This window comes from Haloterrigena turkmenica DSM 5511, assembly GCF_000025325.1.
GTDB classification, from domain to species: Archaea; Halobacteriota; Halobacteria; order Halobacteriales; family Natrialbaceae; genus Haloterrigena; species Haloterrigena turkmenica.
Genome location: NC_013743.1, coordinates 232,672 through 254,052, shown reverse-complemented (window position 1 = coordinate 254,052; position 21,381 = coordinate 232,672). Strand labels below are relative to the sequence as shown.

The following is a 21,381-nucleotide window of genomic DNA, read 5'->3' as shown; positions in this document are numbered from 1 at the left end:
GTTACTCGTCAGTGTCGTTGCGCCGCCAGTTGCGTCGCTTGGGGTTGCGCTGGACTTCCATGTCAGTCTTCATCATGACCCAGGCCGGCACGCGGCTGTTCTGGTTCTCGAGTTTGGCAAGACGCTTCTTCTTGCCCTTCGATTTCTTACCCATAGTAGCCGAACGTAGCCCGCGGTGGCTTAAAATCTTGTCCATCTTCGCGACGCGGGCCGACGGCGCCGTCGCCGGCGGTTACGGGCCCACAGTCCGCTCGAGATAGCGCGTCGCTCCCTCGAGCGTTGCCTCGCTCAGTTCGGTCGTGTGCGTCCAGTTCTCGACGCCGTCGGTGCCGCCGTGGCGGTGAAACGCCTCGTGGTCGTAGCAACCGGTGCCGTGAAAGCGGGTGCCGGAGCCGATCTCGTTCCGGCCGGCGTAGGCCGACGCCATCGGGGACACGTGCAGCGTCTCGTCGGCGGTCCGGATCGCCGCCCCGAGATCGTGATCACACGGCGAGTCGCCGACCGCCTCGACGACGTCGCTCGAGAGGAACGTGTGCAGCGTCTCGTGGATCGCCATGTTTCGCGTGACGTCCCGGGAGTCCCAGACCTCGCTCGCGCCGACGTTCGCCACCGTCAGCGCGTCGCCGGGACTCCCGTCGGCGTCGTCGCCGACGTGCGCGTTCGGTGACAGCGTCCCGCCGTAGCCGACCTGGTAGTTCAGCGGCTCCCAACACAGCAGCAGGTGGCAGGTCGACCCCGTCAGCGCGTCGCGCTCCCGGAGCCGACGGTGGAATCCGTCGAGGACCGTCTCGAGGGACGGAACGACGGCGTCGGACGGGCGCTGAACCGCCGAGCGAGAGAGCTGAATCGACCCGGCGCGCTCGACGGTGATCTCGAGGGACTCGAGTCGCGACCGCTCGCGGGCGTAGTCGAGAACCTGCGTGATCGCGTCCTCGACGGCCGCCGTCGCGTCCCGCAGCGACGGCGGCCAGTCGCCCGATCCGGCGACGGCGTTCGGCAGTCGGAGCCGCAACGGGAGCGGTCCGGAATACACGCGAACCTGAACGGACGTGTCAGCGGCAGCGTCAGCCACCGACGGAGCGTCGGCTCGAGACCACGAGACGCCGGCCGCGCCGCCGACGGCGGCCAGCACCTCTCGGCGCGAGACGATGCGCCCGCTCGCGGCCACATCGGTGAGTCCGGTCGGGAGCGACGGCGTCACGAGCGATCGACGGCGGTCTCAGCCATCGTGTCCGCTCGCTACGCCGGGCGTCAGTATCGGTATCGACCTTGCATTCGCCGAACGGCCGGTTCTGCCCCGAACGACGACCTTCGGCGCCGGTCGCCCAACTCTCGTCGCGGACCGTCACACTATCCTCGCCGAATCGTCGCGGATCGTATCGATAGTCGGCTACTCGAGGGGAAACGACTCGACCGTCGAGTACACCGGCCCCGAGTCGGTGAGCGTGCTCTCGGTCAGGCGGATCTCCTCGACCGTCGTCTCGCCGATCGTCGGATCGCGCTCGCGGACGAGTTCCTGAACGCGGTCCTTGCTGCCGGCGTGTTCCATCCGCGCGAGCGTGACGTGGGGCGTGAAGTCGTGGGACTCCGGCTCGAACCCCATCGCCGTCGTTCGCTCCTCGATCGCCTCGTGGAGCCGCGTGAGTTCCTCGCCGCCGGTCTCGGTGCCGAGCCAGACCACGCTGATGTAGTCGAGGCTCGGGAAGACGCCGAGGCCGCCGTAGCGGACCGTGAAGTGGTCGACGTCGGCGTCGGCGACCGCGGCCTCGAGCTCCCGCTCGAGGGCGGGCACGCGATCCTCGTCCACGTCGCCGAGGAACTTCAGCGTGAGATGAGCCTGTTCGGGATCGGTGAAGTTGAGGCCGCCGGCGTCTGCGAACTCGTCCTGCAGGTCGGCGACCGGCGCTGCGAGGTCGTCCGGGAGGTCGACGCTGACGAACAGTCGCATATCGGGCGTCCGGTCGGCAAGCTATTGAATCGTGTGCCGGATGGCCGCGGCGTCGGCGCGACGCTCGTCGCCGTCGACGCGGACGAAAAGACCGAAAAACGAGTGCGCGGCTATGCAGTCGACGGTTCGGGACCGATCACTCGAACTCGTCCTCGAGGTCGCTGAAGTCCTCGATAACGTGGTAGCTGATCAGGTCGGCCGGCTCCTCCTGCGCGATGCCGATCACGAGGCTCTGCTCGTCGGTGTCGTCGATCGACACGGTGTCGGTCTTGCTCGGTCCGCTCTGTGACGGGTCGTCGGAGTCGGTCTCGTTCCCGTCAGTTTCGTTGGCGTCGTCGGTCTCGCCGCCACCGTTCTCGACGGGCGTCGATTCTCCGTCGTCAGACTCGTTCGCCAACTCCTCGACGGGCGTCGAGTCGGATTCGTTCGTCTCGTTCGTCTCGTTTCCGGACTCGTCGCTCGAGTCGTCAGTTCCCTCCTCCAGGGGGTCGTCGAGCGCGACCGTGACCTCGTAGTCGCCGGCGTCGGTCCAGACGTCGTCGTACTGGGCCGTCGCCTCGGTGTTCTCGTCGGACCCGTCGTCCTCGGGTTCCGCATCGAGATCGAATGTCTCCTCGAGGACGGTCTCGCCGTCGGGGTCGACGACCTCGATCGTTCCGCTGACCGACTCGTCGGCGCCGTTGAAGACGTTCACCTCTTGGAGCGCCATGTCGGCGAGGAAGTCGGCAACCGCCGAACAGCCGGCGAGCGAGGCCAGTGCCGTCGCGCTCCCGGCGGCGATGAACGTGCGCCGGGAGAGGACGCGGTCGGTTCGGGAGCGGTCCGCCGACGCGGAGGGCGTCGCTGTCGATTGGGGTCGATTTAGCGGGGACATGCCACTTGATGCTAACCGGTTGGTAGATAAAAATTTTTGCGTTGACATCTTGTGAGAGGCTACCGCGGTCACGGCGGGATTCCGAACGACTCGGTCGGTCAGAGATCGGTGTCCCTGAAGCGGAGATAGCCGATCGCGACGGGACCGAGGATCCAGCCCGCCAGAACGATCAGCGCGGTCCAGGAGTTGACGAGCGACGGCACCTCCGCGGCGAGGTGGGCCTGCGCGGAATCGAACTCGAAGCGCACGGCGACGAGGTGTCGGTACGCTTCGCTCGGCGACGCCAACTGGAGGGCCACCGCCCAGTCGGGGATCGGCGAAGGGGTGTTGAAGCGGAACAGAACCGCCACGATCGTATCCACCAGCCAGATCCAGGCCCGATCGAGCGCGACGTAGAGGCCGATCGCCCTGACGAGAACCTGTCGATCGGTCGCGAAGCTCATCGAGCAGGCGAGCGCGATCGAAACGAACGCGACGCCGTACAGCAGGGTCGCGCCGACGAAGGTCAGATACGACAGCGGCGCCACGGACTCGTACTGTGCGGCCGCGACGGCGCCGGCGACGACCAGGCCAGCGACCAGCGGGAGCCCGAGCACGAGCGAGCGCCCGACGAGTTTGCCGGCGACGAAGTCCCGACGCGACTGCGGGAGCGACAGCGCGAGGACGAGACTCCCCGATTCGCGCTCGTACAGTACGGCCTTGTAGCCCACCACGATGCCGATCAGCGGCACCAGCCCGTAGACGTTCCCGAACGCCGTCTCGACGAACGCCGGGAACGCTCCGGACTCCGGACCGAAGACCGCGCTCCCGAGGACGAACAGGCCGACGAGCACCGCGATCAGGACACAGATCGTCCGCGAGCGGATCGAATCCCGGAAGTCCTTCCGTGCGGTCGGCTGCCAGTTCATCCGCGATCACCGCTTCCGAAGGGCGTTCGGAGAGCCGTACCATCGGAGGGTGTGCGATCGATCATAGGTCGGTGTTGCGAAATCGTAGGTGGCCGAGCGCGACGGGGACGACGACCCAAGCGAGAAACAACGGGAGTGCGAGCCACTCGCTCAAGTACCAGGCGTTCGATTCGGCGTAGGCGCTGGCGCCGCCGTCGACGAAGAACCCGGCCACCAACCGATCGTACAGCGTTACCGGATTCAGTCCGAACAGGAACAACGCGGGATCGGGTAACGCGCCGTCGATCAGTCCGATCGACTCGAGGCCGTACCGCAGGGCCGACCGAGCAGCGCCCCAGACGGGGACGAACAGCCCGTACGCGCCGAACGAGCCGGCGGTCGCGAGGTGTTTCGATCGCGTGAGTATCGAGACCGCGGTCGCGATCCCGGTGAAGATCACGCCGTAGAGGACGGTCAGCGCGACGAAGGCCAGATACCAGCCCAACGAGAGCGAGCCGAAGGGGTAGGCCACGAGCGCGCCGGCGACGGCCAGCGCGGCGACGAGCGTCGTCGCGAACGCGAGCGAGCGGCCGACAAGTTTGCCGACGACGAGATCGCGGCGGCTGTACGGCAGCGACAGCAGCAGCGTCAACTGACCGGACGTCCGCTCGGTGACGATCGCGCCGTAGCCGAGAAAGACGCCGATCAGCGGCAGGAGGTAATCGATGCTCCCGGTCAGGAAGCCGAAGCCGACGAACGCTTTCGTGGTGTAGGGCTCGCTGCCGAGAACCGGATACAGATACCCGCTCAGGATGCAGGCGCCGGCGAGCAGCGCCAGCAACCAGCGGATCGCTCGAGAGTCGCCGGTCGCCGCGTACTCCCGGCGCGCAATCGTCGTCCACGACATTAGCTCGCTCCGCTCGTGTACTCGACGAACATCTCCTCGAGCGACGCCTCCTCGGTTCGGAAGTTCTCGATGTCGACGCCGGCCTCATTGAGCGTGATCAGCACGTCCATCTTGGCGTCGTTCGAGCAGGTCACCTCGACTCGGTTGGCCTCCGGGTTCGGCCAGGCGCGCTCGACGCCCGCGAGCGATTCGACCCGCTCGAGGACGTCCGATTCGGCGCGGTCGACCGTGATCAACAGCTTCGTCGTGCCGCCGACAGAGTCGCGCAGCCCCTCGATCGTGTCCGTCGCGACGAGTTCGCCGTCGTAGAGGATACCGACGCGGTCACAGACCGCCTCGACCTGTTCTAAGATGTGACTCGAGAAAAAGACGGTCGCGCCGCGCTCGCGTTCCTCGCGGATGACCGTTCGGATCTGCTTGATCCCGTGGGGGTCGAGCCCGCTGGTAGGCTCGTCAAGGACGAGTAGGTCGGGTTCGCCGACCAGCGCCATGCCGAGAACGAGCCGCTGGGCCATCCCCTTCGAGTAGCCGCCGGCCGGCTGATCGGCCGCGTCGCGGATGCCGACCCGGTCGAGAACGGCCATCGGTTCGACGTCGGCCTCCTTGGCCTCGATCGCGTACTCGAGGTGTTGTCGTCCGGTCAGTCGGTCGTAGACGGTGTAGCCGTCCGGGAGGACGCCCATCCGGGACTTGGCCTCGACGGACTCCGCCTGACAGTCATGACCGAAGATCGCCGCTCGTCCGTCATCCGGCTGAGCGAAGTCGAGGAACACGTTGATCAGCGTCGACTTGCCCGCGCCGTTCGGTCCGAGGAAGCCGAAGACCTCGCCCTCGTCGACCGTCAGATCGACGCGGTCGAGCGCCGTCACGGTACCGTACCGCTTCGACACGTTCTCGACCGTTATTGCAGTCATGTATTGTTAGAAGAATAATTGTTTTATAGTTCTTTCTACTCGACACGTTCGGCGACGATCGATCGGTCACTCCCGAGGTCGCAGCCCTTAACAGTCGTCACCGCTAGTTTCCGACAATGACTGACCGAGAAGGCGATCGCGAGGGCGATCACCGATTCTCCGACGGCGAGGGATTCGACGACGCCTACGAGGAGTTCGATCTGGACCCGCCGGAACTGGCCGTCGACCCGGGGAAGGTCGACCCCATCGACTCGCGAGTCGTCACCGACACCCTCGACGATCAGAACATCGCCACGGACGACGTCGACGCCACGGAGTTGCTCGACGTCGGGCTGAACTACATGCAGATCAACCGCTACGAACAGGCCACCGACGCCTTCGAGCGGACCGCCCAGTTCGCCGAGGACGAGCGCTTAGAGCAGGAGGCGTGGGTGAACAAAGGCGTCGCCCACGCCGAACTCGAGGAGTACGACGCGGCGATCGGCGCCCACCGCGAGGCCATCAACATCGACGACTCGAGCGAGCACGCGGCGACCGCCGAAACCAACCTCGCGTACGCGCTCTGGGAGTTCGGCGAGACCTCCCAGGCCTTAGACCACGCCGAGCGGGCCGTCGAGATCGACGACCGGTTCGCCGAGGGGTGGTACAACCGCGCGTTCTTCCTCTCGGAACGCGGACTGGCCGAGGAGGCCTTACACTGCATCGACAACGCCATTCGGCTGGGTATGCGCAACTCGAAAGTCCTTGAGGAAAAGGCCGAGATCCTCGAGGAACTCGGCGAGTACGACGAGGCCGAGGAGATCGCCGACGAGGCCATCGAGATGCGCGAGCGCGCCGAACAGCGCGTGATGGAAGAGCGCAAGGAGATGCAAGGCGAGTCACTCGGCGGTCCCCAGTCCCAATCTCAGCCCCAGCGCGGACAGGGCCGACAGGGCGGGTTCGACATCGCCGATCCCGGTCAGGCGTCCGACCGCGACGAGGAAGACTGGCGGCTCGAGTAACGAATGCTCGTCACCGAACGACAGACCCAGGAGGGATTGCTCGTGGCGGTCTGCGACGAGGACGTCCTCGGCGAGACCTTCGAGAGCGACGACATCTCGCTGACCGTCACCGAGGAGTTCTACGGCGGCGAGGCGGTCGACGAGAGCGCCGTCGTCGACAGCCTCTCGCGGGCAGCCGTCGCGAACCTCGTCGGCACGCGCGCCGTCGAACTCGCCATCGAAGAGGGGTTCGTCGATGAGGCGAACGTTCTCGAGGTCGGCTCGACGCTGCACGCGCAGTTACTGCGGATGCAGCAGTTCTGAGACCGAAGATTCGCGAGGTCGTCGGCGCGAAGCACCGACTGCTCGAGGAACCTTCTGTTCCGCTTGATGACGCGAGAGCAACGCTCTCTCGAACCACCAAAGCGGCCGTTGGCGACCGGCTGCGGCCTGGTTCTGGGAACCGAGTCGGTGTCCCAATAGGAACCCAAAATAGTTTGGGAACATCGATATGTGGATCGCCCGGGAACACAAAGATGGCAGGGCAGGATACTGGACGATTCGACCGCATCCCTGCCGAGGCACCCACCCACCGATCCACCATTCCGAACCACTCCCACCACTCCCCACCGCTCCGTCCACTATCCACCGTTTCCCGCCTCCCGTTTTTCCCGCATCTCCCGTCTCAGACGACGGCTTCGAGTGCCTCGACCGAAGGAGTGTTTTGTCTGGGGCCCCTCCGGAGAGACAATGAGTCAACAGAACCTCGAGTCGCTCGACGTCGGAGCGATTCGCGACGAGTTCCCCATCCTCGAGCGCGAGTTCGACGGCCAGCAGGTCGTCTACCTCGACAACGCGGCGACGACCCAGACTCCCGATCCGGTCGTCGACGCGATGAGCGACTACTACCGCGAGTCGAACGCGAACATCCACCGGGGTATTCACCACCTCAGTCAGGAGGCCTCCATCATGTACGAGGAGGCCCACGACCGCGTCGCGGAGTTCATCAACGCCGACGGCCGCGAGGAGGTCATCTTCACCAAGAACACGACTGAGGGCGAGAACCTCATCGCCTACGCGTGGGGCCTGAACGAACTCGGCCCCGGCGACGAGATCGTCCTCACGGAGATGGAACACCACGCCTCGCTGGTCACGTGGCAACAGATCGGCAAGCGAACCGGCGCCGACGTGAAGTACATCCGGATCGACGAGGACCAGCGCCTCGACATGGACCACGCCCGCGAACTGATCACCGACGACACCGCCATCGTCTCGGCGGTCCACGTCTCGAACACGCTGGGCACGGTCAACCCCGTCTCCGAACTCACGGATCTCGCCCACGAGCACGATGCGCTCTCCTTCATCGACGGCGCGCAGGCAGTCCCTAACCGCCCCGTCGACGTCAAGGCCATCGACGCCGACTTCTACGCCTTCTCCGGCCACAAGATGGCCGGCCCCACCGGGATCGGCGTCCTCTACGGCAAGCAGCACCTCCTCGAGGAGATGGAGCCGTACCTCTACGGCGGCGGCATGATCCGGAAGGTCACCTACGAGGACTCCACGTGGGGCGACCTCCCCTGGAAGTTCGAACCCGGAACGCCCCAGATCGCCGAGGCCGTCGGCCTCGAGGCCGCCATCGACTGGCTCGAGGACATCGGCATGGAGCGCATTCAGGCCCACGAGGAGGAGATCGCCCGCTACGCTTACGAGCGACTCGAGAGCGAGGAGGACGTCGAGATCTACGGCCCAGAGCCGGGCCCCGACCGTGGCGGTCTCGTCAGCTTCAACGTCGAGGGCGTCCACGCCCACGACCTGGCCTCGATCATGAACGACCACACGATCGCGGTCCGGGCCGGCGACCACTGTACCCAGCCGCTCCACGACAAGCTCGGCGTGCCGGCCTCGACTCGAGCGTCGTTCTACGTCTACAACACGCGAGAGGAAGTCGACAAGTTGGTCGCGGCGCTCGACGACGCGCGACAGCTGTTCGCGTAATTCTACCGCGAACGCAGTGAGCGGGTGTTTTTTGGTCCAGATTTTTGCTCGAGTGGTCAGCCAGCGGCTGACCCGAGAGGAAAAAGGTGGTCTCGCGACACGCGCGAGGAGGTCGACAAGCTGGTCGCGGCGCTGGACGACGCGCGTCAGCTAAAGAGCTGACGCGCGGGACGTCTTCGCGAACGCAGTGAGCGAAGGCCAGCGAGAACGAAGTTCTCGTCAGGCTCGACAGCTGTTCGTGTAATCGGTTCTCAGTCCCCGCGACATCGTCCACGATTTCGGTTTCGCGTCTTCTACCACCCACTCGAGGAGCCAGGGCCCTCGACCGACCGCGCGAGCTATCGCCGTCGACGACCTAGACGCCGCGATGACTCGAGGGACCGTCACACTGTACATCGCCGCCAGTCTGGACGGCTTCGTCGCGACCGCAGACGGCGGCGTCGAGTGGCTCGAGGAGTACGCGAGCGACGGCGAAAACGGAGCCGACGGGAATTTTGAGGCATTCTTTGCCGATGTCGACTGCCTCGTCATGGGCTCGCGGACGTACGAACAACTACTGTCGTTCGACGGGTGGCCCTACGGCGAGAGACCAACGTTCGTCGTCACGAGCCGAGACCTCCCGCTCGCGACCGCCCACGTCGAACTGGTCGCCGGCAATCTCCGCGAGTTGGTCGATGGACTCGAGGAGCGATACGACCGCATCTGGCTCGTCGGCGGCGCGGCGCTCGCGCAGTCGTTTCTCCGGGAGGGGCTCGTCGACGAGATCCGGCTGACGGTCGTTCCGGTGTTGCTCGGCGGGGGCATCCGTCTCTTCGACGATGACGGTACGGAACACACCCTCGAGACGCTCGAGTGTACGTCGTTCGAGAGCGGACTCGTCGAACTCCGGTACGACGCGTCCAGGTGTACCCCATCGGTTTGATCGGGCCGGACCGCGATCCGGCGAAGGTATTAGTCGACTCGCGTGGGTGCCACGCACATGAGCAGCGTGACGGTCGCGCTTCGGCGGGCCGACGAGAGCGACCTCCCGTACGTCGAGCGCCTGCTGTCGGACGAGGGGTTGCCGTCGGCGGACGTCCGGTCGTCGCCCGCGCGGTTCTACGTCGGCGACGACGGGGACGAGCGAATCGGCATCGGCGGCCTCGAGCGCTACGGCACCGACGGACTGCTCCGCTCCGTCGTCGTCGAGCGCTCGGCGCGAGGCAACGGGTACGGTGCGGCCCTCTGTGCGGCGCTGGAGCGGCGGGCTCGAGCCGACGGCGTCGAGACGCTGTACCTCCTGACGACGACCGCGGCCGAGTTCTTCGCGGATCGGGGCTACGAGTACGTCGAGCGGACCGACGCGCCGCCCGCGATCCGGGAGACGGCCGAGTTCGACGAACTCTGTCCCGCGTCGGCCGCGTGTCTGCGGAAGTCCCTCTGAGAGCGATCTCGAGAGTAGCGACTCGTTCGAGCAGAGACGGCGCGTTTATTTCCCCTCGGCGAAATCGACGGCCATGCTCGAGGCAGTCCGAACCCGCGCGCGCAGCTATTTCGAGGCGGCCCCACCGGGCCACGACTGGCACCACGTCCAGCGGGTCGAGACGCTCGCGGAGACGCTCGTCGACCGCCACCAGAGCGGGAGCATCGACGAGCGGGTGGTGACCCTCGCCGTGTACCTCCACGATATCGGCCGCGAGAAGGAAGACAGCGGCGAGATCGACGATCACGCGGCGTGGGGCGCCCGCGAATCGCGTCGCATCCTCGAGGACGTCGGCGCCGATCCGGCGACGATCGACGGCGTCGCTCACTGCGTGCGCGCCCACCGCTATTCGAACGCCGTCGAGCCCGAGCGTCTCGAGGCGAAACTGGTCAGCGATGCGGACAACCTCGACGCGCTCGGCGCGGTCGGGATCGCGCGCACCTTCGCCCACGGGGGCGCGCTGGGCGAGCCGATTTACGATCCCGCAGTGCCGGTCGCCGACGACGAGACGGCCGCCGGGGCCACGCAGTACAACCACCTCCACGAGAAGATCCTCGCGTTGCCCGAGCGGCTCTACACCGACGTCGGCCGGGAACTCGCCGAGCGACGCGCGGCGTTCGTCCGCGAGTACGTCGCACAGTTCGACGCCGAACTGACCGGCGAGCGCTGATCCGGGCGCCTCAAGCGTGGCCGTCGCGTTCCGATCGGTCCTCGAGCCATCAATTCTGAAACAACAACAAACTCGCGTAGGGTTTTTGAGGATCGCCACGGTACTAGGCGGTGCCGAGGTGAGAACGATGCAGGAGAACACGATCGGCCGTCCCCGACGGGATCCGTTCGAGACCCTGGTCGATGTTCTCGCCGAGGCCAGCCGGTACGACCTCCTGCTGGGGGTCGTCCCGGTCGTATTCACGGTTGCACTGGTCGCGGCACACGTTCTGAGCCTGCCGGTAGTGCACGCGATGTTCGTCGCGGCGACTATCGGCGCGCTCGTGGTCATCGATGCCTGCTACCTGAATCCCCCCATCGACCAGGGATCGCCGTAGCGGTATCGACCACCAACCGTTTCCCGGGGTCGATGGCTGCGAGGGCGGACTGTATCGACGCCAGCGACGCGTCCGCCGAGTAGCGACCATCTGTGACCGCAATCGCTCCGCTCGTGATACCGAGTAGCGTCGGCCCCGGAACCCTTTTACAACTCTCGCGTCTATTCAGGACCAACAATGGGACTGGGCTCGGATATGTACCGACAGCAGATCCTCGACCACTACAAGAACCCCCGCAACTACGGGGAACTCGAGGATCCGACGTTCACCCACATCGGCGAGAACCCGATGTGCGGCGACGAGATTCGCATGGACGTCAAACTCGGCGACGACGAAGAGACGATCGAGCACGTCGCGTTCAAAGGCGACGGCTGTGCGATCAGCCAGGCCTCAGCGAGCATGCTCTCGAAGGAACTTCGCGGGAAGACCCTCGAGGAACTCCAGGAGATGGACCGCAACGACGTCATCGGCATGCTCGGGGTCGACATCTCGCCGATGCGGGTCAAATGTGCTGTGCTGGCGGAGAAGGTCGCCCAGGACGGCGCGGAGATCTACCAGGGCGAACTCGACGTCGAGAAGACGACGACCGAGGACTGAGTACGTCGCGCTCGACTCTTTTTGCTCGCGGTCACTTCGCTCGCTGCGCGCGACTCGTCGATTCCGCGCTGACGACCCGGAGAGAAATCGCCGCTCGCGTCGATCGGATTACCGCTCTGGATCGACTTCAGACAGCGGGTTCGGCACGGTGCCGTGCTCGATGGCGTGGGGCCGCTCGGGGCGGTCGCCGTAGCCGAAATCGACGATCCGGTTGCGGTTCAGCGTCAGCTTCGGGAACGTCGGCTCGAGCAGGTCGAACAGCTCGAATCGGTCCTCGAGGTCGGGGAACTGCTCGTGATAGTCCTCGATCACGGCCCGGACCTGCCCCCAGAACCGTTCCTCCGGGTAGTCGTGGTGACGAACCAGCAGGTCTGCGAGGTACCGATAGACGCCGACGAACAGCCCGTAGACGACGAACAGGCGCAGCTCTTCCGGCGGCACGGACAGCAGAACGTCCTCGAGGTCGTCGGGCAGATCCTGCAGTTCCTCGAGGGGTGCCTCGGCGACGTTGACGTCGTCGACGAAGTCCTTGACCGCGAGGCGGGACGGGCGGTCGTCCTCGAGGACGAGGATCGTGTTCTCCCCGTGGGGCGAGAAGGCGGTTCCGTACCGGTAGAGGTAGTGCAGCAGCGGCGGGAGCATCGTGGCGAACAGCTCGTCGAGCCACGCCTCGAGCTCGAGGTCAGAGCGGTCGACCAGCTTCGAGATCACGGGTTCGCCGTCCTCGACGTGCAGTAGCGACGAGAGGGTCATCGCCCGCTCGCCGTCGTCGATCAGGTCCGTGACGCTCTCGCGCCAGACGGTTCCCAGCAGTTCGTTGTACTGGTAGGCCGGCGCCTCGAGGGCGTCGAACGTCGGGTGATCGAAGTTCACGCCAGCGATCTCGCCGGGGAGGACGACCTCGCACTCGTCGCGCAGGAACGGGTCCGAGTCCCGGACGTCCTTGACGTACTCCGTGACCAGCGGCGCGGCTTCGGTCCGCTCGCCGGGGAGCCCGCGCCAGACGAGCGTGTTGCTGATCATCATCGGGAGCTTCACGTTGTGTTTGCCCGGCTCGTCGGCGTTGACGAACGTCCGGATCGACTGCATGGGCAGGTACTCGTCCGGCCCTTCGCCCAGCGGCACGATCTCGTCCGTCGCGAGCTGTTTGCCGAACAGCGGCACGATGGTGTTCTCCCACTGCCAGTCGTGAACCGGCAGGAAGAGATACTCGTCGGGATCGAGCCCGCGACCCTCGAGTTCCGCGCGGAACCGGTCGTAGTGGCCTCCGAGCTCCGACTCGAGCAGCGACTCGTGATCGAGTCCCTCGACGCTCACGAACTCGGCGGCCTCGCGCGACACGGCACACCACGAGAGCCGGATCGACTCGGCACGCTCGGGGGCGTAGTCACGGTAGTCGTCGTACCCCCAGCCGACCCGGCCCTTGTTGAACGTGAGCCACGGGTGGCCGGTCATCTCGCCCTCGATCTCGGCGTAGGACATGTCGAGGACCGATTCGTTTGCGTCGGTCGCGTCGTCGTCCTCGGCGTCGATGTGTGCGTCCGCGAGCAGCGTGTTCGTGTACTCCCGGACGAGGTGGCTGGCCGTGATCGAGTCCATGTCGATCGTCGGCTCGAGGTCGACGACGAACTCGAGGGGGTCGTCGGCGGGCTCGAACCCGTCACCGGCGTCGCGCTCGATCGAATCGACGCGGACGCTGATGGAGTCCCAGAACCGCTCGACGGCGTCGAAGCGGTAGCGCGTTCCCTCGAGGTCGATCTCGTAAGTGGTCCACTCGCCGTCCGAGGCGTCATCGGCTCGGTCGCCGTCGACCGGTTCGGGTTCGATGAGGTCCTCGTAGGTGAACTCCCGCAGGATCTTCGCGAGCAACTCCTGCCCGACGTCGGTCCAGCGGTCCTCGGTCAGCACGTCGTCTAGCGTGTCGATTCCGTCGAGTCCGTACTCCGTCTCGGTGTCGTGTCGTGGATTCTGCATGGGTTACTCCGTATCGGGTGTCAGCGATCGCGGCGCGTCGGTGCGAACCGGCGCGTGGTCGGCGAACTGGTCGACGTCGAAGTCCTGGAAGACGGTGTCCCGATCGACGGGATACACCTCGCGGCCGGCGAGTCGCTCGATGATGACCGCGTTCCGGTAACAGCCCAGCCCGAGGTCCGGCGTGCCGACGCCGTGGGTGTGCATCTCGGCGTTCTGGACGAACACGCGGCCGCCGTCGTCGTCCGCCCCGCCGAGGTCCCCCTCGAGGCGATAGTCCTCGCTCACGCGGAACCGGCCCCGGTCGTCGAACGCGATCCGGTCGGCGACCGGCTCGAGGAAGGTCGGCGTCGGCCGCTGGTAGCCCGTCCCGAAGATCACGGCGTCGGTCTCGAGGGCGAACGCTTCCTCTTGCTGGCGGTGTTCGCACTCGAGCCAGTAGCTGCCGTCGACGCGCTCGATATCGCGGACCGCGGTCGTCGCGAGCATGCCGAAATCGGGGTCGCGGTCGCCGATCGAGCGCTCGTAGAGGGTGTCGTAGATCCGCTCGCTGGTCTCGGGGTCGATCCCCTTGTACAGCAGGTCCTGGTCGGGCAGCAACTCGTCTTTCCGAGACTGGGGCAGGTCGTAGAAGTACTCCGTGTACTCGGGCGTGAAGTGCTGGAGCCCCAGTTTCGAGTACTCCATCGGGAAGAAGCCGTCCGAGCGGGTGAGCCAGTCGAGTCGGAACCCGTTGTCGGACTGGCGCTCGAGCAGGTCCAGTACGACCTCGGCGGCGCTCTGCCCGGAGCCGACGACGGTGATCGAGTCGGCCTCGAGGACGTCCGCGCGGCGCTCGAGGTAGTCGGCGGTGTGGAACAGGGGCGCGTCCCCGTCGGCGTGGTCGCGTGCGAACTCGGGCAGCGCGGGCCGGGAGCCGACGCCCATGACGAGGTCGTCGGCCCGGTAGCGGTAGCGCTGGCCCGTCTCGGGGACGACGGCCTCGACGACGAACGTCCCGTCGTCGGCCGTTCCATTGGCGCCGCCACGCTCGTCGCCTGCGTCCGCAGTCTCGTACTCGACGCTCGTCACCTCCCGCTCGAACTGCGTCGTCGGCACCGTCTCGGCGACCCAGCGCAGGTAGTCGTCGTACTCGCGGCGGGGGATCTGGAACGTCTCGTAGAAGTAGAACTCGTAGATGCGGTCCCGCTCGCGGACGTAGTTGAGGAAGCTGTAGGGGTTCGTCGGATCGGCCATCGTCACCAGATCCGCGAGGAACGGTACCTCGAGCGTGGCCCCCTCGATCAGCATCCCCTCGTGCCAGGCGAACTCGGGCTCGCGCTCGAGGAAGACGGCCTCGAGATCGCAGTCGGACTCCGCGCCGTCGAGCAGCGCCGCGAGTCCGAGGTTGAACGGCCCGAGACCGACGCCGAGGACGTCGTAGTGACCGCGATCGACGACGGGTTCGGAGGCGTCGTCACCGGTGGTCGCGTCGTCACCGTCGACGACGGAGATGGTGCGGTCCTCCTCAGTCATCGTCGCTCACCTCGGCCGGTCGTGCGTCCGCGTCGTCCCCGTCCGCGGTCGCGGTCGGCGGCCAAATCTCGCGTTCGAACCGCTCGCGCGTACAGACGACGAGGGCCGCCGTCTTTTCCTCCTCCGCGAACTCGAACTGACGCCGGAGCTCGCAGCCGCACCGTTCGAGGACCGCCAGTACCGCATCGTTGCGCGCGTCGGGTTCGGCGACGACCCGATCGGTCTCGGGATGGCTGAACTCGAGGGCCATCATCGCCCGGAACAGCGGCGTCGCGTACCCCTCGCCGAGGTACTCCGGCGGCCCGATCAGGAGGTGAATTCCCTGATCGGCCGGCTCGGCGTCGTAGTACGCCGACAGATCGTCCTCGGCGGCCCAGTAGCGCTCCCAGTAGCTCATCGGGACGTGATCGAGACAGCCGACGTACAGCGTCTGATGGTCGTCCGCGAGCTTCTCCCGGAGCGTCTCGCGGAACTCGGGCAGCGGCTCGTCGAGGTCCCAGTAGGGTTTGACGTGGTCGGAACCCAGCCACGCGTACAGGCGGCCGAGGTCGCGCTCGAGGTCGACCGGTCGGAAGCCGATGTGGCGGTCGATCGTCTCGTCGTAGTACTCGAACTCGTACTCCGAGACGACCGTCGCGTGCGGGCCGCGAGTGGTCTCTCGCGCCGTCATCGGCCCACCTCCGGCTCCGGCGCGTCCGGCGACTCGGCCGCGTCAGCGGAGTCGTCTCCCGGCAGGTCGACGAGCGGATTCTGCACGTCGGCGTAGACCGACTGCTCGTCGAGCGACGGCGCCTCGAGTTCGTCCAACCCGCGGAAGCGAGTCAGCAGGTTCGCCTTGCGCGGCACCGTGTCGGACTCGAGCAGCGGGTCGAGGATCGACGTTCCGGGACGGTCGAACTCCCGGAGCGACTCGAGTTCCTCGCGGAGGACGGCGAGCAGCCGCCGCTCGTCGACCAGGCCCGCGGTCCCGAAGGCGTTGACCACGCCGAGGGCGTTGTTGAGCACGACGTAGTAGCGGATCCGCTCGTCGGCGACCGCGTCGGGACAGACGGTGCCGGCGCGGTCGCCGACGCCGGGACAGACGGCCTCGACCCGGTCGTACGCGTTCTCGGGGAAGTAGTAGCCCTGATTGTCCCGGTAGCGGAACTCGTCGGGGTAGCCCGCCTCGTCCAGCGTGAGGACGCTGTTCTGCTGGTGGGCCTCGAGTCCGATCCCCCGCTCGAGGTAGAGCCACAGCAGCGGTCGCACCGAAATCTCGAGGTAGCGACGGAACCACTCCTCGCTGACCGCGGCGGCGTCGCGGCCTTCGCGCTCGGCGATCGATTCGACGATGCGACCGAGCCGGGACGTCTCGTCCCCGATCGCGTCCTGACAGAGCGCGACGACCGGCGTCGCCCGCCGGTCGTCCTCGCCCTGGAAGGGGTTCGCCCGGAGGACGACCTCGAAGCCCGATTCGTCGCCCTCGAGGCCGAGCGCGTCCGGATCGATCGTCAGGTACGCCGGGTCCCGAATCACGTCGAAGCCGGGGAACCGATCGCGCAGGTCGTCGCCGAGTTCGGTCGCCAGCAGGTCCGAGATCGCGACCCCGCGCTCGAGTTCCGGTCGCTTGTTCGTCCGCAGCGAGTTGGTGATCTCGACGGCGAGCGAGCCCTTGACCATGAACGGCGAGTCGGGCGCGTACAGCGTCCGCACGGAGGTCGTCGGGTAGAACTCCCGTCCCAGTTCCCCCAGCGACTCGAGTTTGCCCGCGGAGACCAGATCCTGCACCTCGGGGCGCTCGAACAGCCGCTCGGCCTGCCACGGGTGGACCGGCAGGAGCACGTCGTCGTCCGCGAGGCGCTCGAGGAACGCCTCGTCGACGTTCGGATCCTCGCGCAGGGTCTCGCGGACCCACGCCGCGGCGGAGTCGGCGCGGGCGGACTCGCTCTCGACGATCGAGGAGTCGGCCCGAACGTAGTGCAGCGGGAACGAGCCTTCGAGTTCGGGAGCGTAGCGCTCGGCGTCGCGCTCCATCCCCCGACGGCTCTTCGGCGTCGGGTGACGGAGGTGCCCGAAGACCAGCGACTGCTCGGCCTCGCGGAAGGAAACGTCCGTTCCGTACAGGGTTTCCGCGTCGTCCGCGCGGGCGTCGACGTACCGCTCGACGTTCCGACAGGAGCGGACGACCCGCTCGATGAGGTCGTCTCGGTTCGGGTCGGCACCGCGCGCGAGTTCGAGTTCCTTCGTCGCGAGCGTCGCCAGCGTGGTGTAGTCCAGTTCGGCCGGTTCGGGGTCGGCCTCGAGGCCGGTGCCGTTCGGATCGGTTCCGCTCGCTCCGGCTCCGGCGCGGTAGTACGCTGGCAGGTCGAACAGGTGGCGACCCGTCGGGGACCGGTAGTCGACGGGGACGAAGCATTCGATCCCCTGATTCGCCAGCGGAATTCGCAGCACCAACCCGCTGTCCGGTTCGCGATCGATCGGCGCGTCCGAAGCCGGGACGAACTCGCCGGTCCCGGTCTCGTGGCGGTAGCAGTTCAGGAAGCTGTGCAGCGTGGCGTCGCGTGCGACTCGCGTCGCGTCGACGCCGTGCTCGTCGGTCTCGGGTGTCGTCTGTCGTGGAGTCATGCGGAATCGATCACCTCTCGGTCGGTTTCGAGCGCCTCGCCGCGGTCGACGACCGCCTCGAGGACGTCTCGAAGGTCGGAGAGCGTCGTTTTCGGGTTCAGGAGCGTGAGCTTCAACGCGGCGGTGCCGTCGACCTCGGTGCGGGCGAGGATGACCTCGCCGTCGGCCAACAGCTCGTCGCGAATCGCGCGGTTCACCCGGTCGACGGCGGCGGTGGGGAGCGAACCAGATTCGGAGTCAGTCTCCGGCCGGTAGCGGAAGACCACCGCGCTCAGTTCGGGGTCACAGCACAGTTCCAGCGCCGGATCGGCCCGGATCTCGTCGGCGACCGCGTCGGCCAGCTCGCAGACGTACTCGACGCAGTCGGCCACGCCCGTCCGGCCGAGAGCGTTGAACGTCACGAACGGCTTCAGCGCGTCGAACCGGCGGGTCGTCCGGGTCGACTTCGAGACGAGGTTCGGTACCCCGGCCGCGTCGTCGCGCTCGGGGTTGAGGTAGGCCGCGTTGCGCTCGAGGTGCCGGTAGCGGTCGCCGTCGCGGAGCAGGAAGGCCCCGCAGCCGATCGGCTGGTAGAACAGCTTGTGGAAGTCGACGGCGATGGAGTCGGCGCGATCGATCCCCTCGAGCTTCGGCCGGAGCCGGTCGCTGATAGCGCACGCCCCGCCGTAGGCGGCGTCGACGTGGAGCCACAGGTCGCGGTCGGCGGCTCGATCCGCCAGCGCCGCGAGCGGGTCGATGCTGCCGAAGTCGGTCGTCCCGGCCGTGGCGACGATCGCGAACGGGTGGCGACCGTCGGCCTCGAGTCGCTCGAAGGTCGAATCCAGCGCCTCGAGGTCGATCCGGCGGTCGTCGTCAGTCGGGACGGAGACAACTGCGTCCTCGCCGAGCCCGAGGTGGTGGGCGGCCTGCTCGGCGGTGAAGTGGGCGGCGTCCGAGCAGAGGAGGCGAAGGTCGGACGCCGCTTCGGGTCCGAGCCCCTCCGTCTGGACGTCGCGGTCGAACCGCCGCTCGCAGTACCAGTCGCGGGCGAGCAGGAGGCCGAGGAAGTTCGACTCCGTGCCGCCGCCCGTGAAGACGCCGTCGGCACCGGTCGGGTAGTCGAACAGGTCACAGCAGGCGTCGACGACCCGCTCCTCGAGGACGGAGGCCGCGGGCGCCTGATCGAACGAGTCCATCGACTGATTCGTCCCCGACAGCAACAGCTCCGCGGCCAGCGCCGGGACCGTCGGCGGGCAGTGGAGGTGGGCGACGCAGCCGGGATCGTGGACGCGGACGGAGTCCGCGAGCACGTCGTCGGCGACCGTCTCGAGGGTGTCCTCGATCGACGACCCGTCGTCGGGGACGACCTGCAAGTCGGCGATCCGCTCGCGGAGCGTCTCGTGGTCGGTTCCCGCGTAGGGCCCCGCAGACGTCGCGAACGACTCGAGGAGGACGTCCCGCGCCCGCTCGATCGCGTCCGCGTAGGCGGCGTTGCCGTCCGGCCCGCCGAGGAAGGCGGTTGCGGCCGTCGGCGGCGGCGTCGGGTCGGCGTCCGCGGCGGGAGGTCGGTCCCGGTCGACCGCACTGCGCTGGCCCGTCACGTCGGCACCTCCGTCGGCGTCCGATCGTCAGCGACGACTGCACGAACGCTCTCGCGGATGATCTCGCCGACCTCGTCGACTTGCGATTTCGATATCGTCAGCGGCGGCAGGAACCGGACGACGCTCCCGTGGCGGCCGCCGGTCTCGACGATCAGCCCGCGGTCGAACGCTTCCGACTGGACCGCCGACGCGAGATCGCCGTCTGCGGGGTAGTGGCCGAGCGAGTCCGGCTCTCCGTCGGGATCGACGAGTTCCATCCCGAGCATGAGCCCGCGCCCGCGGACGTCGCCGACTGCCTCGAACTGCGCGGCCGTCTCCTCGAGGTGGCCCCGTAGCCGATCGCCCATTTCGGCGGCGCGGTCGTCGAGGTCGTTCTCGAGGACGTGCTCGATGGTGGCGACGCCGGCGGCCATCCCGAGCTGGTTGCCCCGGAACGTCCCCGCGTGGGCGCCGGGCTCCCAGACGTCCAGCGACTCGTCGTAGACGACGACCGAGAGCGGGAGCCCGCCGCCGACGGCCTTCGAGAGCGTCATCACGTCGGGGACGATGTCGGCGTGCTCGACCGCGTACAGTTCGCCCGTGCGGCCGAGTCCGGTCTGGATCTCGTCGACGATCAGCGGGATCTCCCGTTCGCGGGTGATCCGACGCATCTCACGGAGCCACTCTGCGGGCGCCGGCACCGCGCCGCCCTCGCCCTGAACCGGCTCGACGATCATTCCCGCGGGATCGACGATCCCGCTGTCGGGGTTCGAGAGCGTCCGCTCGACGTACTCGGCGCTCGTCCGCCAGCAGTCCTCGCCGCCCAGCCCGAACGGGCAGCGGTAGGCGTGGGGGTAGGGCAGGTGGTGAACATCCGGCATCAGCCCCGGAATCGGCTCCTTCGCCGCCGTGTCACCCATCAGACTGAGCGCGCCGTTGGTCATCCCGTGGTAGCCGCCCTGGAAGGCCAGCATCGACCGGTTTCCCGTCGCCGTCTTGGCGAGTTTCAGCGCGGCTTCGACGGCGTCCGTGCCGGCGGGGCTACAGAACTGAACCTTCGCGTTCGCGGCGAACTCGTCGGGGAGGCTCTCGAGCAGTCGATCGACGAACCGCTCTTTCACCGGCGTCGTCAGATCGAGCGTGTGGACCGCCCGATCGCGCTCGAGCAGGCGCTCCATCCGCTCGACGACGGCGGGGTGGTTGTGCCCGAGCGCGAGCGTCCCGGCGCCCGCGAGGCAGTCGACGTACTCGTTCCCGTCGACGTCCTCGAGGATCGCGCCCTCGGCACGGTCGATGGCCAGCGGAAGCGACCGCGGATAGGTTCGCGCGTTCGACTCCCGGCGGGCCTGTTGGGTGAGGAGGTCGTCCGTGTCGGACTCGTCACCGATCACGGCTGTACACCTCGCGTCGACGATCGGTCATCGAGACGATCCGATTGATATTTCAGGTCCGGCATACGACCTTTAGGCCAACCTAAACCGATAAAAGTGCACCGATTTTTAGGCCAACCTAAAATATATGCCGGGTGCGCTGAGACCCACGATATCCGGCGTTAGAAGGCCTAAAAGGGGTCCGGTGACGCGCCGAACGCCGAATATGTTCGCTAATCTATGAGAAGGTGGGGCGGATGGCGCAGGATGAAGTTGGCAGCGGACGGAGGAACCTGATCGTTCGGTCGACGATTTCACTCGAGAGGGGTCACAGAATAGTTGAAGTTCGAGTTTCGCGACCAATTACGGCCACAGACAGCTATATCATAGCACGGAGCGTACCGCTTTCGATGATTGTCCACTCACTGTCGACGGACGCCCGGCCGTCCGACTCGGTAACCGAAGCCATCGTCGACGCGGTGAGCGACATCGAGCGCTGCGATCCGCTGACGCTGCCGCCGCTGTGGGACGTGATCGATCCGGAAGCGCTAGACGAATTGTTCGCGCCGACCCGGCGCGGCCGTCCGCGGACCGGGCACGTCGGCTTCGTCTACGCCGGCTACGAGGTTACCGTGGCGGTCGACGTTCTCGGGAGCGAAGCTCCCGCGAGCCAATCAGAAGCGGCTGCTTCTGATGACGGCGACGAGACGATCAGCGTCTCGCTCGAGTCGCTCGAGTAACCGACGAAAACT

At 67.0% G+C, this 21,381-nt stretch carries 22 protein-coding genes; 9 read left to right on the top strand and 13 right to left on the bottom strand.

Annotation, left to right across the window (positions count from 1 at the left end):
* Position 1 precedes the first annotated feature (1 nt).
* The 7 genes from HTUR_RS01140 to HTUR_RS01110 all read right to left on the bottom strand — a co-directional run bounded on the left by HTUR_RS01140 (position 2) and on the right by HTUR_RS01110 (position 5,530).
* A complete protein-coding gene (locus tag HTUR_RS01140) occupies positions 2-154 on the bottom strand; it encodes a 50S ribosomal protein L39e (protein WP_004267621.1) in 153 nt (50 codons plus the stop codon).
* A gap of 78 nt (positions 155-232) precedes the next feature.
* Positions 233-1,201: a hypothetical protein gene (locus tag HTUR_RS01135; RefSeq protein ID WP_012941461.1), complete on the bottom strand. Its 969-nt coding sequence runs from the start codon at positions 1,199-1,201 to the stop codon at positions 233-235.
* Between the two features lie 189 nt (positions 1,202-1,390).
* Complete coding sequence (thpR, locus tag HTUR_RS01130) at positions 1,391-1,948, bottom strand: RNA 2',3'-cyclic phosphodiesterase (protein WP_012941460.1); 558 nt, start codon at positions 1,946-1,948, stop codon at positions 1,391-1,393.
* 136 nt (positions 1,949-2,084) lie between these two features.
* A complete protein-coding gene (locus tag HTUR_RS01125; protein ID WP_012941459.1) occupies positions 2,085-2,822 on the bottom strand; it encodes a twin-arginine translocation signal domain-containing protein in 738 nt (245 codons plus the stop codon).
* A gap of 98 nt (positions 2,823-2,920) precedes the next feature.
* Positions 2,921-3,730 (bottom strand): ABC transporter permease, encoded by an 810-nt coding sequence (locus HTUR_RS01120; protein ID WP_012941458.1) that lies wholly within the window; start codon positions 3,728-3,730, stop codon positions 2,921-2,923.
* Positions 3,731-3,791: 61 nt separating this feature from the next.
* Positions 3,792-4,616: an ABC transporter permease gene (locus HTUR_RS01115; RefSeq protein ID WP_012941457.1), complete on the bottom strand. Its 825-nt coding sequence runs from the start codon at positions 4,614-4,616 to the stop codon at positions 3,792-3,794.
* On the bottom strand, positions 4,616-5,530 hold the full coding sequence (locus tag HTUR_RS01110) for an ABC transporter ATP-binding protein (protein ID WP_012941456.1): 915 nt from the start codon (positions 5,528-5,530) through the stop codon (positions 4,616-4,618). The genes HTUR_RS01115 and HTUR_RS01110 overlap by 1 nt, the downstream gene beginning before the upstream one ends.
* A gap of 116 nt (positions 5,531-5,646) precedes the next feature.
* Here HTUR_RS01110 and HTUR_RS01105 point away from each other — a divergent pair, with 116 nt between their 5' ends.
* From HTUR_RS01105 to sufU, 8 genes are all read left to right on the top strand, one after another.
* Positions 5,647-6,531 carry a tetratricopeptide repeat protein gene (locus tag HTUR_RS01105; RefSeq protein WP_012941455.1) on the top strand — a complete coding sequence of 295 codons (885 nt, stop codon included), beginning with the start codon at positions 5,647-5,649 and terminating at the stop codon, positions 6,529-6,531.
* Between the two features lie 3 nt (positions 6,532-6,534).
* On the top strand, positions 6,535-6,834 hold the full coding sequence (locus tag HTUR_RS01100; RefSeq protein ID WP_012941454.1) for a DUF424 domain-containing protein: 300 nt from the start codon (positions 6,535-6,537) through the stop codon (positions 6,832-6,834).
* A 426-nt stretch (positions 6,835-7,260) separates the two neighbouring features.
* Positions 7,261-8,505 (top strand): aminotransferase class V-fold PLP-dependent enzyme, encoded by a 1,245-nt coding sequence (locus tag HTUR_RS01095; RefSeq protein ID WP_012941453.1) that lies wholly within the window; start codon positions 7,261-7,263, stop codon positions 8,503-8,505.
* Positions 8,506-8,872: 367 nt separating this feature from the next.
* Entirely contained in the window at positions 8,873-9,427 is a 555-nt protein-coding gene (locus HTUR_RS01090) for a dihydrofolate reductase family protein (protein ID WP_012941452.1), read from the top strand.
* A gap of 57 nt (positions 9,428-9,484) precedes the next feature.
* Complete coding sequence (gene arsN2 / locus HTUR_RS01085; protein WP_012941451.1) at positions 9,485-9,928, top strand: arsenic resistance N-acetyltransferase ArsN2; 444 nt, start codon at positions 9,485-9,487, stop codon at positions 9,926-9,928.
* Positions 9,929-10,001: 73 nt separating this feature from the next.
* Positions 10,002-10,637, top strand: coding sequence for an HD domain-containing protein (locus HTUR_RS01080; RefSeq protein WP_012941450.1), 636 nt, complete (start codon positions 10,002-10,004; stop codon positions 10,635-10,637).
* A 127-nt stretch (positions 10,638-10,764) separates the two neighbouring features.
* Positions 10,765-11,013, top strand: coding sequence for a hypothetical protein (locus tag HTUR_RS01075; RefSeq protein WP_012941449.1), 249 nt, complete (start codon positions 10,765-10,767; stop codon positions 11,011-11,013).
* Between the two features lie 177 nt (positions 11,014-11,190).
* Positions 11,191-11,610, top strand: a complete 420-nt coding sequence (gene sufU / locus HTUR_RS01070; protein WP_012941448.1) for a Fe-S cluster assembly sulfur transfer protein SufU — start codon at positions 11,191-11,193, stop codon at positions 11,608-11,610.
* Between the two features lie 108 nt (positions 11,611-11,718).
* Here sufU and HTUR_RS01065 read toward each other — a convergent pair whose 3' ends face one another.
* From HTUR_RS01065 to HTUR_RS01040, 6 genes are read right to left on the bottom strand one after another with little or no spacing between them, the layout of a single operon-like run.
* Positions 11,719-13,584 (bottom strand): IucA/IucC family protein, encoded by a 1,866-nt coding sequence (locus tag HTUR_RS01065; protein WP_012941447.1) that lies wholly within the window; start codon positions 13,582-13,584, stop codon positions 11,719-11,721.
* Between the two features lie 3 nt (positions 13,585-13,587).
* On the bottom strand, positions 13,588-15,096 hold the full coding sequence (locus HTUR_RS01060; RefSeq protein ID WP_012941446.1) for a lysine N(6)-hydroxylase/L-ornithine N(5)-oxygenase family protein: 1,509 nt from the start codon (positions 15,094-15,096) through the stop codon (positions 13,588-13,590).
* Entirely contained in the window at positions 15,089-15,766 is a 678-nt protein-coding gene (locus HTUR_RS01055; protein ID WP_012941445.1) for a GNAT family N-acetyltransferase, read from the bottom strand. Before HTUR_RS01055 ends, HTUR_RS01060 begins: the two co-directional genes overlap by 8 nt.
* A complete protein-coding gene (locus HTUR_RS01050; RefSeq protein ID WP_012941444.1) occupies positions 15,763-17,700 on the bottom strand; it encodes an IucA/IucC family protein in 1,938 nt (645 codons plus the stop codon). The genes HTUR_RS01055 and HTUR_RS01050 overlap by 4 nt, the downstream gene beginning before the upstream one ends.
* Positions 17,697-19,280, bottom strand: coding sequence for a pyridoxal phosphate-dependent decarboxylase family protein (locus HTUR_RS01045; protein WP_012941443.1), 1,584 nt, complete (start codon positions 19,278-19,280; stop codon positions 17,697-17,699). Before HTUR_RS01045 ends, HTUR_RS01050 begins: the two co-directional genes overlap by 4 nt.
* Positions 19,277-20,650, bottom strand: a complete 1,374-nt coding sequence (locus tag HTUR_RS01040) for a diaminobutyrate--2-oxoglutarate transaminase (protein WP_012941442.1) — start codon at positions 20,648-20,650, stop codon at positions 19,277-19,279. The genes HTUR_RS01045 and HTUR_RS01040 overlap by 4 nt, the downstream gene beginning before the upstream one ends.
* A 389-nt stretch (positions 20,651-21,039) precedes the next feature.
* Between HTUR_RS01040 and HTUR_RS01035 the strand changes: the two genes are divergently transcribed.
* Positions 21,040-21,369: a HalOD1 output domain-containing protein gene (locus tag HTUR_RS01035; protein WP_012941441.1), complete on the top strand. Its 330-nt coding sequence runs from the start codon at positions 21,040-21,042 to the stop codon at positions 21,367-21,369.
* The last annotated feature ends 12 nt before the right edge of the window (positions 21,370-21,381 follow it).